This is a genomic window from Streptococcus sp. SS-4456 (assembly GCF_036680365.1).
Classification (GTDB): Bacteria; Bacillota; Bacilli; order Lactobacillales; family Streptococcaceae; genus Streptococcus.
The window spans coordinates 104,720-119,564 of the sequence record NZ_JAVIHI010000003.1 but is presented as its reverse complement, the minus strand read 5'-3'; the positions used below and the strand labels follow the sequence as shown (position 1 = coordinate 119,564).

At 43.8% G+C, this 14,845-nt stretch carries 11 protein-coding genes; 7 read left to right on the top strand and 4 right to left on the bottom strand.

Features of this window, described 5'->3' with window-relative positions; all coding sequences use genetic code 11:
- The first annotated feature begins 363 nt into the window (after positions 1-363).
- Both RFK25_RS01840 and RFK25_RS01835 read left to right on the top strand, forming a co-directional pair.
- Positions 364-1,386 (top strand): PhoH family protein, encoded by a 1,023-nt coding sequence (locus tag RFK25_RS01840; RefSeq protein WP_332411024.1) that lies wholly within the window; start codon positions 364-366, stop codon positions 1,384-1,386.
- Positions 1,387-1,446: 60 nt separating this feature from the next.
- Positions 1,447-3,462: a M13 family metallopeptidase gene (locus RFK25_RS01835; protein ID WP_332411022.1), complete on the top strand. Its 2,016-nt coding sequence runs from the start codon at positions 1,447-1,449 to the stop codon at positions 3,460-3,462.
- Positions 3,463-3,506: 44 nt separating this feature from the next.
- Here the strand turns inward: RFK25_RS01835 and RFK25_RS01830 are convergent, their stop codons facing one another.
- Positions 3,507-4,145 carry an MBL fold metallo-hydrolase gene (locus RFK25_RS01830; protein WP_332411021.1) on the bottom strand — a complete coding sequence of 213 codons (639 nt, stop codon included), beginning with the start codon at positions 4,143-4,145 and terminating at the stop codon, positions 3,507-3,509.
- Positions 4,146-4,253: 108 nt separating this feature from the next.
- Here RFK25_RS01830 and RFK25_RS01825 point away from each other — a divergent pair, with 108 nt between their 5' ends.
- Entirely contained in the window at positions 4,254-6,722 is a 2,469-nt protein-coding gene (locus tag RFK25_RS01825) for a bifunctional DnaQ family exonuclease/ATP-dependent helicase (RefSeq protein ID WP_443035545.1), read from the top strand.
- 323 nt (positions 6,723-7,045) lie between these two features.
- On the opposite strand, the gene RFK25_RS01820 is transcribed toward RFK25_RS01825, so the two are convergent.
- Positions 7,046-8,248 (bottom strand): IS110 family transposase, encoded by a 1,203-nt coding sequence (locus RFK25_RS01820; protein WP_332411019.1) that lies wholly within the window; start codon positions 8,246-8,248, stop codon positions 7,046-7,048.
- A gap of 423 nt (positions 8,249-8,671) precedes the next feature.
- On the opposite strand from RFK25_RS01820, the gene proB reads away from it, so the two are divergent.
- The 3 genes from proB to proC all read left to right on the top strand — a co-directional run bounded on the left by proB (position 8,672) and on the right by proC (position 11,843).
- On the top strand, positions 8,672-9,748 hold the full coding sequence (proB, locus tag RFK25_RS01815; RefSeq protein ID WP_332411017.1) for a glutamate 5-kinase: 1,077 nt from the start codon (positions 8,672-8,674) through the stop codon (positions 9,746-9,748).
- Between the two features lie 64 nt (positions 9,749-9,812).
- Positions 9,813-11,048, top strand: a complete 1,236-nt coding sequence (locus RFK25_RS01810) for a glutamate-5-semialdehyde dehydrogenase (protein ID WP_332411016.1) — start codon at positions 9,813-9,815, stop codon at positions 11,046-11,048.
- A gap of 9 nt (positions 11,049-11,057) precedes the next feature.
- The gene (proC, locus tag RFK25_RS01805; protein ID WP_332411015.1) at positions 11,058-11,843 is read left to right on the top strand and encodes a pyrroline-5-carboxylate reductase; all 786 of its coding nucleotides are present in this window, start codon (positions 11,058-11,060) and stop codon (positions 11,841-11,843) included.
- 173 nt (positions 11,844-12,016) lie between these two features.
- On the opposite strand, the gene RFK25_RS11740 is transcribed toward proC, so the two are convergent.
- Positions 12,017-12,421, bottom strand: a complete 405-nt coding sequence (locus RFK25_RS11740; RefSeq protein WP_105113426.1) for a TetR/AcrR family transcriptional regulator — start codon at positions 12,419-12,421, stop codon at positions 12,017-12,019.
- 126 nt (positions 12,422-12,547) lie between these two features.
- Between RFK25_RS11740 and RFK25_RS01795 the strand changes: the two genes are divergently transcribed.
- Positions 12,548-13,402 (top strand): DegV family protein, encoded by an 855-nt coding sequence (locus RFK25_RS01795; RefSeq protein WP_332411014.1) that lies wholly within the window; start codon positions 12,548-12,550, stop codon positions 13,400-13,402.
- 112 nt (positions 13,403-13,514) lie between these two features.
- Here RFK25_RS01795 and RFK25_RS01790 read toward each other — a convergent pair whose 3' ends face one another.
- Positions 13,515-14,774, bottom strand: coding sequence for an aminotransferase-like domain-containing protein (locus tag RFK25_RS01790; protein ID WP_332411012.1), 1,260 nt, complete (start codon positions 14,772-14,774; stop codon positions 13,515-13,517).
- Positions 14,775-14,845 lie beyond the last annotated feature (71 nt).

Here is a 14,845-nt window from a genome sequence, read left to right as displayed (position 1 = left end):
CCCCCCCCCCCCCCCCCCCCCCCCCCCCCCCCCCCCCCCCCCCCCCCACCCCCCCCCCCCCCCCCCCCCCCCCCGGGCCCCCCCCCCCAAATAAATATTCAGGATGAACTTCGTCCTGGTATAGCTGCTGATATTTTGTAGGGTATAATGTCGTTACTTATATACAAAAGAGGCAGTTAAACAACTGGAAACCAAACTTTCCTTCCTTTCTTTATTATTCTACACCCCCAGATAGAAATTTTAAGTTTGGTCTTTCTAAAACAGTGAATGTCGCCATATTCACTGTTTTTCTTTTTACCTCGAAAATTCAGTTGGTGGAAAATTTTGGTATAATAATAGAAAAGCTACCAAAGGAGAAGTTTCTTGCTAGAACATTCAATTGATATTCAATTAAAACATCCAGATGATTTGTTTAGTCTTTTTGGATCAAACGAACGCCATCTGCGATTGATGGAACAGGAATTGGGCGTGGTTATCCATGCACGAACGGAAAAAGTGCAGGTGATTGGACAAGATGACCATGTCGAACAGGCTCGCCTGGTTATCCAGTCCCTTCTTGTCTTGGTCAATCGTGGTTTGGTCATCAATACGCCAGATGTGGTCACGGCTATTTCCATGGTCAAAAATGATGAGATTGAGAAATTCGTTGCCCTTTATGAAGAAGAGATCATTAAGGATAATTACGGCAAACCCATTCGCGTAAAGACCCTTGGTCAAAAACTCTATGTGGATAGCGTAAAGCGTCATGATATCGTGTTTGGAATTGGACCAGCTGGTACAGGGAAGACCTTCTTAGCGGTTACTCTGGCAGTTACAGCCCTCAAGCGGGGACAGGTCAAGCGGATCGTCCTAACCCGTCCTGCGGTAGAAGCAGGCGAAAGTTTAGGTTTTTTGCCAGGGGACTTAAAAGAAAAAGTAGATCCATATCTGCGGCCGGTTTATGATGCCCTTTATCAGATTTTGGGCAAGGAGCAGACCACGCGCTTAATGGAGCGGGAGATTATCGAGATTGCACCGCTGGCCTATATGCGTGGTCGGACCTTGGAAGATGCATTTGTCATTTTGGATGAGGCGCAAAATACCACCATTATGCAGATGAAGATGTTCCTGACCCGTCTAGGATTCAACTCCAAGATGATTGTCAATGGGGATATTAGTCAGATTGACCTGCCACGTAAGGTTAAGTCGGGCTTGATTGATGCGACGGAGAAGTTGAGTAAAATACCGCAGATTGATTTCGTGCATTTTTCAGCCAAGGATGTGGTTCGCCACCCAGTCGTTGCCCAGATTATTAACGCTTACGAGCAGGAGGCACTGGTTGCAGATGGGCGAGCAAGTTTTGAGACGATTGGGGAGTTGAAAAAAGAGCAAGATGCGGAGGAGTAATTATTTTCTGCATCTTTTCCTGTCGAAGTAGTTTGTGGAAAACAAGTGAGGGAGTGACGCGTGATAAAACAAGGTCTACTGAGATTGGTTTTGCTTGTTTTTGTATGTCTCTTAGCTGCCTGCGGTGGTCAGAAAATAGGAGATGACCAAGCACAAGTTGAAAAAGCAGAACCGACTATCCAAACTAATTTTTATCAAGCTATAAATAGGGACTGGTTAAATGGTGGTTGGTTATCAAGTGGTACACCATTCTACAATGAGTTTACAAGATTGCAAATGGAAGTGGATGAGCAATTAAAATTGGATTTTGACAAAATGGTAGCTGGTCAGCTAGAGCCTCAGTCTGAGGATTTAGTAGAATTTATCAAGTTGTATCAGCAAGGTCTTGATTTTACCAAAAGGGAAGAAGATGGTGTCAGAGTAGCTAGAATGATACTGGATGAAATGATGGGAATTACTACGTTTTCCGATTTGAAATCGCTTAGCCAAGATTGGATTCGTAAGGACTATCCATTGCCCTATGGTCTTGATGTGATTGCCAATCCACGAAACACATCTGAAAGAATGCTAATTTTGCTACCACCTCAGACGATTTTACCTGATAAGTCCTACTATGAAGACAGGACCGTTCGTGAGAAACTCATGGATTCTTACCGTATATCTGCGAGACATATTTTGGAAAAATGTGGCTACTCAGACGAGGAGGCCACTGCTTTGGTTGAAGGTGCCATTGCTTTTGACAATCGACTCGTTGACACTCTACCAGCTAGTGAGAGTGTGCATAGTGATTGGGGACCTGTGAACGCAGAAGAACTTAGAACATTCTCAGAGGTCAAAAACTACTCTCCAGCTTTATCGATTGGAGAACAATTAGTAGGACTGGTGGGCTTGGAACCGGAGGAAGTTTATGTTTCTAATCCAAGCTATTTTGAACAATTATCCCAATTTATCAAGGAAGAAAATTTCTCAGAATATCGATCATGGGCTTTGGTTAGCCAAGCAATGAAGTTAGCTCCCTATTTGACTGGGGAAATCATGCAGACGGCAGGGAGATTTCATGCAGAAGTCCAAGGAGTTTCAGCCTCCTATCCAAATGATTACATGACTTATCTGGATGTGACTGGAATTTTCAAGGAAAGCTTGGGTGTTTATTATGGTCATAACTATGCCGATGAAACGGACTTACTTGCCATTCAGGAAATGGCTGAGGCAATCTCTAGGACTTATCAAGAAAGGATTATAGCCAATAAATGGCTCAATCAAGCTACCAAGCAAGCCGCAATTAAAAAATTAGAAAATATCACTTATCATATCGGCTATCCAAGGGAGTTGAGCGACTGGACCAAGTCATTAAAGGTGCGTGAAGACTTGTCTTATATTGAAAATGTTTTGGCTATTATGATTCAAGCTAGAACAGGAGTTTTCGAGCGTTATAGTCAGCCAATAGATAGACAAACTTGGGCTAGCAATGTATCGGCAAGTGAAGTAACAGCCGCCTACGCTCCTAGTCAGAATGCTATTTATATTCCGGCGGCTATTTTACAAGCTCCCTATTATGACAAAAATCAATCTGTAGCCGAGAATTATGGTGGGATTGGCAAAATTATCGCTCATGAGTTTGTTCATGCCTTTGATGCCACAGGAGCAAATTTTGATGAGACTGGTAGTCTAAAAGACTGGTGGACAGAGCGAGATAGACTAGTGTTTGAAGAAAAAAATCAAGCCCTAGTAGACTTGTTTGATGGTCTGGAAGTTTATGGTGGTAGAATAAATGGGCAACAGACTCTATCTGAAAATCTTGCGGATTTGGGAGGAATACAGATTGCCTTGTCTACGCTCAAAAAAGAAGAACCGTCAGCAAATCTAAAAGAATTTTTTGAGCACTATGCCCGTAGCCGTCGAGAAATGGTTGAGGTTGATTATGGCCGTTATCAACTTCAGGTAGACACACATTCTCCTGAGGAATTTCGGGTCAATCTCCAATTACAGCAAATAGATGATTTTTATAAAGTCTACCATATTCAAGAAGGTGACCCAATGTATAGGGCACCCGAAGAGAGACTGGATATGTGGTAAATAAAAACCTGCCTGGTTCAATCAGAACTGGGCAGTATTTATTTTTACAGTCTAAAAAACGGATTGAAGTTTTTTTCATGTCCAACGCTGGTATTTTGACCATGACCAGGATGGACAGTGTAGTGGTTTGGCAGGGTGAAAATGTGTTCTCTAATACCCGCAATCAAGTCATCAAAGTTGCTGGTTGGTAGGTCTGTACGTCCAATTGTTTCACGGAATAGAGCATCTCCTGTGACAACAGCTTCCGCTTCTGGAAAGATAAAGGATACGCCACCGATGGAGTGGCCTGGTGTTGGCACAACCTTGAAATGGAAACCGTCAAACTGGTAATCATCTTGGTATTGGAAGATGTTTTCAGCAGGTCGGCAGACCACATTTTCCATATCATCGTGACGAGGTAGGCCAGACAGGTTCATTTCAGGGGTATAAAGCCAGCTGGCTTCACTTTCAGCCACATAGACAGGTGGAAAATCGTAGGTTTCACGTAGGATGTCCAAGCTCATAATATGGTCGTAGTGGGTGTGGGTCAGGAGAATGGCCGCAATTGGTTTACCAATTTTTTCAATAGTGGCTTGGATTTTAGCCCAGTCACTACCTGGGTCAACGACAAGCAGGTGGCTATCGTTTTCAATGTAGTAGGTATTTTGAACGGCAACAGGGTTGACAGATTTGTGAATAATCATCATATTTCTCCTCACAGAAACGGTTTTTATATAAGTAGTCTAACAAAAAAATCCAACGACTTCATGGATTTTGTTTGAGGCTTTTTCCTGACGGTCGATTGTGCTATAATGAACAGTATGAAAGATACGCGAACAAGCAATCGGTATGCCGTTGTCGATTTGGAAGCAACAGGTACAGGTGCCGATGCAAAAATTATTCAAATCGGAATTGTTCTGGTTGAAAACGGAGAAATTATTGATAGCTATGCGACGGACATCAATCCCTACGAGCTACTTGATGACCATATTAAAAATCTGACGGGCATCACAGACCAGCAGTTGGACCAGGCTCCCGATTTTGGTCAGGTAGCTGGAACAATTTATGACAAGATTGGAGATGCTATTTTTGTAGCCCATAATGTCAAGTTTGATGCCAATCTGTTGGCAGAAGCTCTTTTCTTTGAAGGATATGAACTGCTGACACCGCGCGTGGATACGGTGGAATTGGCACAATTATTTTTCCCGACATTTGATAAATACAGTCTGGGCAATCTAGCAGAGCATTTGGACTTGGGTCTGGACCAGGCCCACACGGCTATTTCAGATGCTCTGGCAACGGCTCGACTTCTTATCAAAATTCAAGAGAAAATCAAGAGTTTACCTCGAACTGTTGTTGAAAACATTCTTGATTTGGCGGACAATCTACTCTTCGAATCCCGTCTGGTCATTGATGAATTGCAGCCTTACCTGTCCGAAACGATTTCGACCAGTTTAGAAAGTGTTCACAGCTTGGTTTTGAGAAAGCCAGTCAAAGCCCAGCCAGCCTATCATCTGTCAGAAGATTTTGCGACCAATATTGCCCTTCTAGGTTTACACGAACGCAAAAAACAAACGGCCTTTGCTCAAGTGGTTGAAAAACGATTGGCTGATGTAGAACAAGTACATTTTATTCAGGCCCAGGCAGGCTTGGGCAAGACCTACGGTTATCTGCTGCCCTTGCTTGCCAAGTCAGAAAAGCCACTCTTGGTGACGGTGCCGACCAAGCTCCTTCAAGAGCAGATTATGGAAAAAGAGGGGAGTAAGCTGAGAGAGATTTTCCATATTTCCATGGCTTCCCTCAAGTCCCCCAAGCATTTTATCAAATTGGATAGTTTTTGGAAAACCTTGCAGCGACAAGATGACAATCGCTTGGTCAATCAATTTAAGATGCAGGTCCTTGTCTGGCTGACAGAAACTCGAACAGGTGATTTGGACGAACTCAAGCAGAAAAAACGCTACCAAGCCTACTTTGATGAGATTGCTCATGACGGAAACTTGGAGACTACTAGTCTTTTCTGGGGCTGGGATTTTTGGCAGCGTTTGAATCAGCAAGCTCTATCCAGCAAGGTGCTCATTACCAATCATGCCTATTTCCTAAGTCACCTCAAGGACCAAGATCCCCTGATGGACAATCGTTTGGTGGTCATCGACGAGGCCCAGAAATTCCTCTTGGCTGCCGAAAATCTGGCGACGGATTCTCAGGAACTTACAGCTCTATTACAAATATTGCAGAGTAAAAAAGATAGGGCGGATAAGGTTCTAGACCAACGCCTCTATGAGTCCTGTCAATTTGAGCTCAACCACCTCTTGAATCGTTTTCGCCAGTATGGTCAAAGGGAAATCGCAAACGAAGACCTAGGTCAACTCAAGCAGAATTTGGCTGAATTACAGGACATTGACCTGCAGGACCTGGCTCAACTCCTAGACTATTATGACAGTTTTTGGCTGGAAGAAAAGTATCTTGATGACAAGCGAATTACTTATTTGCGGGGCTCCAAGGACAGCCTCTTGAATGTGGCTAGTTACCTGCCAGATACTAAGATTTTCTGTATCAGCGCCACCTTGACCATCAGCAAAAAGGTCAGTCTGGCCGATCTATTGGGCTTTGAGCAGGTCACCATGGACTTGCTTCCCACACAAGCAGTGACCAATCAGCAACTCCTTTTTCCGACCAATCTCCCTGACATACTCTCTTGTTATAAGGAAGAGCACGCAGCCTATTTGGCTCATTCTTTAGGGAAAATAGCAGAGCTGGACAGACCGATTTTGGTCTTGTTTACCTCGATTTCTCTACTCTTGCAGGTGTCGGATTTGCTAGATGAAAGGGATATTCCCCACCTTGCCCAACACAAGCATGGCCAGGAAATGACTCTCAAACGCAAATTTGAAAGAGGGGAAAGTCAAATTTTACTGGGAACAGGAGTATTCTGGGAGGGTGTTGACTTTGCCAGTCAGAACCAATTGATTCAGGTCATTACACGCTTGCCATTCGATAATCCCAAGGACCGTTTTGTTCAGAAAATCAATCACCATCTGCGTGAACAAGGCAAGAATCCATTTTACGATTACAGCCTACCCATGATGATGATCAAATTAAAACAGGCCATCGGACGTACCAATCGGCATGACCAACAAGATTCTGTGGTCTTAGTACTAGACCCGCGCATCCATACCAAGCGTTATGGTCAGCAAATTCTCTCCTTTTTTGAGGAAGTATATACTGTTTTGAAACCAAAAGAGATAGAAATACTAAAAACGGTAGAAGAATTTTTTGAATAAGTATCGAGGCTGGGTAAAAAGTCTAAAGCCACTTCTCAGAGTTCGTGTCAACATCTCAGCGCAGTGGTTGATTGGCAGATTTGTTCGTGTTTCACGCTCCAAATCTGACCTAATCAACTGTGCGGGGGTGGGAAGACGAACTCTTTTTCTACCATTTGTCAAGCTTATCAAGGTATTTGATGAAAAATATTTTGAGTTCAGTAGTCAAAATAAGGAAATTATTTTATTTTAGACTAAATTTTAGTGTAAAAAGTGAATACAAAAGCAACACCTTATGTTGAAATTTTTTGATAAGGTGTTACAATAATATAGCATAAACAATCTTACTGATTTTGGGTAGAACGATAATCGTAAAGTTTGTTATGCGTTATGAGGTAATACATTGTCCGAATGAGACGATGTATGGAGGCAATCGTGTGTGGCTTCGTAGAAGTCGTTTGCGATTGTCTTTTTCGTTTCTCATAAAAGTCGGCGATATGGCAAGGATTGGTGTGACTGGCTGAAGCGATATTGTGAATACATTTGAACAGAATCTTTCTAGCGTAGGGATTGCCACGCTTGGTAATGTGTTCCTTAGCGAGGAAGTTACCAGATTCATAGTGTCTCAGGTCAATACCGATAAAGGCATTGATTTGATTGGCAGACTGAAAACGGCGAATATCTCCCAGTTCACCAATAATACTTGTTGCAGTAGTCTCAGCTATTCCAGGAATAGAGAGCAGAATGTCATATTCAGGTAATGGCTGAGCTAGTTCTACCATTTGGTCTAGGACAGTTTGTCTCTGTTCAGAAAGCCGAAGTAATTCTTTTCCATAGTAACGCACCTCTTCTAGTATTGGAGAGGTTTTCTTGACGGCACAATACGATTGATTAGCTAGTGCTATCAGCTTCTCAGCTAAGTACGCCACACGCTTGTCAGAAATACGTTTTGAGGTGGACTGACGAATGCTTTCTGAGAGTTCGTCCTTGCTTAAATCAAGCACGAAGTCCTTGCAAGGAAAAGCTATGACCAGGTTCCAGTATTGTTCGCCAGATGGTGTTGATAAGATATTTTCCAATTCAGGAAAAGTGACTTGTAAGACCTTGTGCAGACGGTTTTTAGCTCGAACAATGTCCTCGGTCAGATTCTGATAGAAACGGCTGAGAGCCCGCAAGTTTTGGTAGACTTCTTCTTGGACATAAGTGGGTTTACGATTCAGCACAAATTGAGATTGAGCCAGTTTTTCGGCGTCAATTTGATCTGTTTTCCGCACACGCAAGCTATCTAGTTGCTTCTTAGCTTCTAGGGGATTAAGCCGTGTATAAGCGTAGCCATGTTCATCCAGAAAAGCTTGAAGACGACGAGAATAGACACCTGTTGCTTCAAAGATGATTTCTGGCTTATGGACGGTTCTCAAATCGCCAAGTAGCCGAGCAAAGCCAAAGGCGTCATTGGACATGGTATAGCCATGAACTTTCTCACCATTGACTAGGATGGCCACTTCTGAACTTGCCTTACTCACATCAATCCCAAAAACTGCACGCATGATATTACCTCTTTGTCTTGAATGATTCCTTGTTTTAGTGATGTCATTTTCAATACTCGACGTCAGGCGTCCCACATACTTTGATAACATTCTTTCTAAAACAGGTGTCTTGCCAGTTTTTGATGTGACGTCTAGTGTCAAAAGAGTTCTCGACTTAATAAGACACCTCTACTTTATCATAAAGAAAAAATAGTGAGTACTCTCTCCCATCGGAGATTTCTTCACTACTAATCTTAGTATGTTTTTGACTAGTTGAGTTCTTTCCCACTCCCTTTCTTTTAGTGTTTGAAAATATTACATTTTGTCATGCTCCTCATCATTAGGAATGATTTCCTTTGCTTCATACTACTACATATCATTGATTTTCTTTATGATTAAAATATGGTATAATTTTCCAAATATTAGTTTTTGTGAGAAGAGATTATGACAGAAAAAACGATTGTATTTAAGGTGGGGACTAGTTCTCTGACGCAAGAAAATGGGAGTTTAGACCGGATTAAGATTGCTCGGATTACCAATCAGTTGGCTCAATTGCACCAGAAAGGCTACCAGATTGTACTGGTGACTTCAGGCTCGATTGCTGCTGGTTTTCGGAGATTGGGATTTGACAAGCGGCCGACTAAGATTGCGGAGAAACAGGCTTCTGCGGCGGTGGGTCAGGGACTCTTGATTGAGGAATACACGCAGAACCTGATGAAAGATGGCATTGTGTCAGCTCAGATCTTGTTGACCCAGGATGATTTTGCGGATGCCAGACGTTACCAGAATGCCTCTCAAGCCTTGCAGGTCTTACTCAAACAACGTGCTATTCCCATTATCAATGAAAATGATACCATTGCCATTGAGGAGATTAAGGTAGGGGACAATGATACTTTATCTGCCCAAGTGGCTTCTCTCTTGAAAGCAGATCTCTTGGTGCTCTTGACAGATGTGGATGGACTTTACACGGCCAATCCTAATAGCGATCCCAACGCCAAACATTTGCCAAAGATTAAGGAAATTACGGAAGATTTATTTGCCATGGCAGCAGGAGCAGGAACGTCCAACGGAACGGGTGGCATGACTACCAAATTACAGGCGGCGCAGATTGCGACCAAGTCAGGCGTACCAGTCTTTATCTGCTCTTCAAAAGAGGATACGGCCCTTTTACAAGCGGTCACTCAAGCCAATCGTGGCACCCTCTTTTTAGCAGATGACCATGCCATGAATCAACGCAAGCAGTGGATGGCCTTCTATGCTCGGACAGATGCAGCAGTTGAAGTGGATGCTGGTGCGGTTGAGGCCATGTTGCACCAGGGCCGCAGTTTGTTAGCTGCTGGTGTCAAAGCCCTGGAAGGCGACTTTGAAGTAGGACAGGTCGTGGAAGTTTACAGTCAAGCAGACCACCGTTTGATTGGCAAGGGCCGCGTCAAACTGTCCTCCAAGGACTTGCAGGACCAGTTGGAAAATGGCAGAGCGGAAGGCGTATTGATTCACCGCAACGATTGGGTGAGTTTATAGTCGTTCAGTTTGTCTTGATTATATTGACGAACGAGTAAACTGAAAGACTAAATAGGAGAAAGATATGACAACACAAGCATTATTAGACAGTTTATTGGCCCATAAGGCCTCTATCAACCTGGCAACAACCGAACAAAAAAACCAAGCCCTATCAGCCATGGCAGACCAGTTGGTTGCCCAAACTGAGGCAATCCTAGCTGGCAACGCCATCGATATGGAAAATGCCCAAGGTAAAATCAGCCAAGTTATGCAGGACCGATTGCTCCTGACAGCTGAGCGGATTGAAGCCATGGCAGACGGTATTCGTGCCTTGATTGGCTTGCCAGATCCAGTTGGTTTGACCTTGGAAGAATCCACTCGGGCAGATGGGTTACATATTCGCAAGAAATCAATACCCTTTGGATTGGTAGGAATGATTTACGAAAGCCGACCAAACGTGACTTCAGATGTTGCAGGATTGGCCATCAAGAGTGGCAACGCAGTCATTATGCGCGGAGGTAAGGATGCCTTTCATTCTTCTCAGGCCATTGTTTCAGCTTTAAAAGCTGGACTAGAAGTGGTCGGCTTGTCACCCAAGGTTATCGAACTAGTCCAAGATACTAGCCGTGCCTCTGCGACCGAATTGATGACTGCCAAAGGCAAGATTGACCTCTTGGTGCCACGTGGCGGTGCAGGGCTTATTCAAGCCGTAGTAGAAAATGCGACTGTGCCAGTTATCGAAACAGGTACAGGCATCTGCCATGTCTATGTGGACAAGGATGCGGACTTGGACAAGGCTTTACAAATTGCCGTCAATGCAAAAGTTAATCGTCCCTCAGCATGTAATGCGGCTGAAGTTTTATTGGTTCATGAAGAAATAGCCAGCCAGTTCTTGCCTCGTTTAGAGGAAGCTCTTTCTGATCAGGTGGAATTACGTGCTGACAGTCAGGCACAGGCTCTTCTCAACCAATCCACACCAGCAGGCGACCAAGATTTTGATACAGAATTTCTGGACTATGTCATGGCGGTCAAGGTCGTTTCAAACGTAGAAGAGGCTATCAGTCACATCGCCCAGCATTCAACAGGACACAGCGAGGCCATTGTGACAGAAAACAGCCAGACAGCAGACCTCTTTACGCTCTACGTAGACTCGGCGGCAGTATATGTCAATGCCTCGACTCGCTTCACAGATGGCGGCGAGTTCGGTCTGGGTTGTGAGTTGGGCATTTCCACTCAGAAGATGCACGCCCGTGGTCCAATGGGACTGCGTGAAATGACCACTTACAAGTACATCATCACAGGCGACGGGCACATTCGTTAGGAGGACAGGATGAAGATTGGATTTATCGGACTTGGCAACATGGGAGCGGCCCTGGCCCAAGCGGTCAGCCAGCAACCAGACACCCAGCTCCTCCTCAGCAACCACAACCCAGCAAAAGCCCAGGCTCTTCAAGAGCAGTTAGGTGGTCAGCTTTTTTCTAATGGGGAAATAGCAGAGCAGGCTGAGGTGATTTTCCTTGGGGTCAAGCCTCACCTGATTCAGTCAGTCTTGTCAGGCTTACAGGACCAGATTAGCCAGAATCCGTCAGCTATCTGGATTTCCATGGCAGCGGGTGTGACCCTTGACAGCCTGGCAGAATATGTGTCGGCAGACAAACTCATCCGTATCATGCCCAATACACCAGTCGCTATCGGCCAAGGCATGATAACCTATAGCTTGGTCAATCAAGAGCTCGCTCCGCTATTGGAACAAATCCTAGAAAAATCAGGCAAGGTCCAGCAAGTGCCAGAGAGCCTGATCGACGCAGCGACGGCTATCGCAGGCTGCGGACCGGCCTTTGTCTATCAGATGATTGAGGCTCTGACGGATGCCGGTGTGCAAAATGGGCTGACGGCTCAGGATGCCAAGGTTTTGGCGGCTCAAGCCTTTGCTGGAACTGCTCAGATGGTCTTGAACAGCGATAAGCACCCAGCCCAGCTGAGACAGGAAGTGACCTCGCCAGGCGGCTCGACTATCGCAGGCGTGGTAGCTCTTGAAAAAGAAGGCTTCCGCTACGCCATTATCAAGGCAGTCGCTGCCGCCCTCAAAAAGACGAGGAAATTGGGTAAAAAATAGATTAGATGTAGAAAATTTTTGGTTGCAACGTATTTTTCATTCCTAAGACCGATGGAAACGGTTGGCAGTTGAGATATACTATAGTCAATCCTAAATATTTTCATAATCTCCTTAAAAACTTGGCCATTTTGGTCAAGTTTTTTTGGTGAGAAAGCACAAAAAAACAGGACTTTTTAATCCCGTTTTGTTTTTTCTTTGATCCATTGACTGACATTGGAAAAGGTTTTGCTTTGCTCTGCCTTGCGTTTTTGCTCCTGGACAAACTCTGCAAAACTCTGCTTGACGCCATCCTTTTGAACCTTGTCCTGCAAGTCTTGCCATTTCTTCTTAAGGTTGCTAGAAGTCCGCTCGTAGTAGGTTTCCAAAATCTCTTCTTTGGACTTGTAATTGCGGTAGAAGGCATTGCGTGACACACCAGCCTTTCTGACCAACTCGGATACCGAAATCTGTTTGATGTCCTTTTTTTCTAGGAGAAATAGCAGAGCTGTTTCGATGGATTCTTTGGTCAGTTGATTGGTTTCTTTATTGGATTGATAGAGATTTTTTAAAGAAGTTGGTGAAATCTTACGTTCTGCCATAGCTTTCCTTTCCTGACTGTTACATCTGAAAGAAAATGCTTTCAGAAGGACTAGTTTAATGATATAATTGTAAGGAAATAGTCTGCTATTGTCAAATAAAAAAGTAATACTAGAAATGAGTAGAACATGAAAAAATGGAAAATCGTTGCAGATTCAGGCTGTGATTATCGTCAGTTAAATAACCTTGCCCCTGATACAGAATTTGTCAGTGTGCCCTTGACCATTCAGATTGGTGCAGACACCTTTGTTGACCAGGCTGACTTGGACATTGACAAGATGATGGAGGTGATGTACGCCTCTTCTGAAGCAGCTAGTTCTGCCTGTCCAAGTCCACAGGCCTATCAGACAGCATTTGAGGGAGCGGAAAATGTTGTTGTTATAACCTTGACAGGTGGTTTGTCAGGTAGTTTCAATGCTGCTCGTGTGGCGCGTGATATGTTCGTCGAGGAACATCCTGAAGTCAATATCCATCTCATTGATAGCCTTTCAGCTGGCGGGGAAATGGATCTCATTGTTGACGAAATCAACCGTCTGATCGCAGCAGGATTAGAGTTTGAAGAGCTTGTACAAGCCATCACCACCTACCAAGAAAATAGTAAATTGCTTTTTGTCCTTGCCAAGGTTGATAACTTGGTGAAAAATGGTCGTCTCAGCAAATTGCTTGGAACAGTCGTTGGCCTTCTCAATATCCGTATGGTTGGGGAAGCTAGTAGCGAAGGGAAGCTAGAATTGCTCCAGAAAGCGCGTGGTCATAAGAAATCTGTCACAGCTGCCTTGGATGAGATGAAGAAGGCTGGCTACAATGGAGGCCGTATCGTAATGGCTCACCGTAATAACGCTAAGTTTTTCCAACAGTTTTCAGAACTTGTAAAAGCAAGTTTCCCAAATGCTGTTGTTGACCAAGTTGCAACATCTGGACTCTGTAGCTTCTACGCTGAAGAAGGTGGACTCTTGATGGGTTATGAAATAAATTCAAAATAAGAGTTCATTTTGAAAATGACTTAGATACTAGAAGGTCCTCAAGCTACAGGTTTGAGGATCTTTGTTTCGCAATACGGTATAGCTAGTAGGGAATCTATTTCAAATGTTGTCCTCACATTGTCATTTTCTCTAAGAATGTTTCCAGTCTTGTCTTAAAATCACTAGTGTACTTGATTTGTAGAAAATCATGTTCCTCTCCAGAAAAGAAGGCTGCTCCTTCAAGTTGTTTCTCTATAAATGGACTGACCTGGCCTTTTTTCAGCTGGAAGGTCACGCTTCCTTTGGAAATGCGATAGGGAATATTTAGTTTAGTTTCGTCCATGTTGGTCTCTATATCTAACCACTGGGCATGATGAACCTGATGGAGATTTTGGGTATTACGGGCAAACATTCCATTGTCGATATAGAGGGAAAGAGCCTTTTGCATGATGAGGTTGGTATCGTAGTCAATCAAGCTCTTATGTTTAATAAAAGCAGACTTCAACTGCTGGGGCAGACTGATGGCACCAATCCGCAAGGCTGGAAAGAGAGTTGGGGTAAAGGATTTGATATAGATGACCAGATTATCGGTGTCTAGATAGTGGAGGGGCAGGCTTCTGCTAGAATCAAAATCTGCCAGATAATCATCTTCGATAATATAGACCCCGTATTTCTTAGCTAGCTTCAGAATGGCAGTTTTACTTGCTGTATCGTAGGTGCTTCCCAGAGGATTGTGCAGACGAGGAATGGTGTAGAAGAATTTAATTTTTCCAGTTTGAAAGATTTTTTCCAACTTGACCAGGTCAATGCCATCAAAATCTCGTTCAATTGTCTGATAGGGGATAGCTTGATGTTGCATCAACTCAACCATCCTGGAATAAGTTGGATTTTCTAGCAATATTTCAGTTTTCTCAGGCCCGAAATCCATCTGGGTCAAGATATAGAGGGCCTGTTGACTACCAGCTGTAATAACCAGTTGGTCTTTTTTTGTGTAGACATGATAGTTCATCAAGAGATGTTGAACAGAGGAGATTAACTCTGCCAGCCCTTCTTGCTGATGGTAGTAGTTAAACAGATAGTTCTCCCGCCCGATCAGACTTTCATGTAGGCACACTCGAAAATCCTCATAAGGCAGCTCCTGAAAATCCGCAGGGTCAAGTTCAACCATTTGGTTTTTAGAATCTTTGTCTTCCAATATATAGTAGCCGCTCTTTTCTACTGCGTAAATCTTGTTTTTGTATTTTAGTTCCAACATGGCCTTCTGAACAGTATCCTTACTGCACTGGTAGTTCTGACTGAGTTGTCGAATAGAGGGCAGTTTTTCCCCACGTTTAAACTGATTGTTTTCAATCCCCTCTAAGATATCCTGAATAATGCGCTGGTACTTATCCATTGTAACTGTCCCCCTACAGAAATAATTAAGACTAGTATAAGGTAATTTTTTGGGAAAAACAAGGTCGAGCC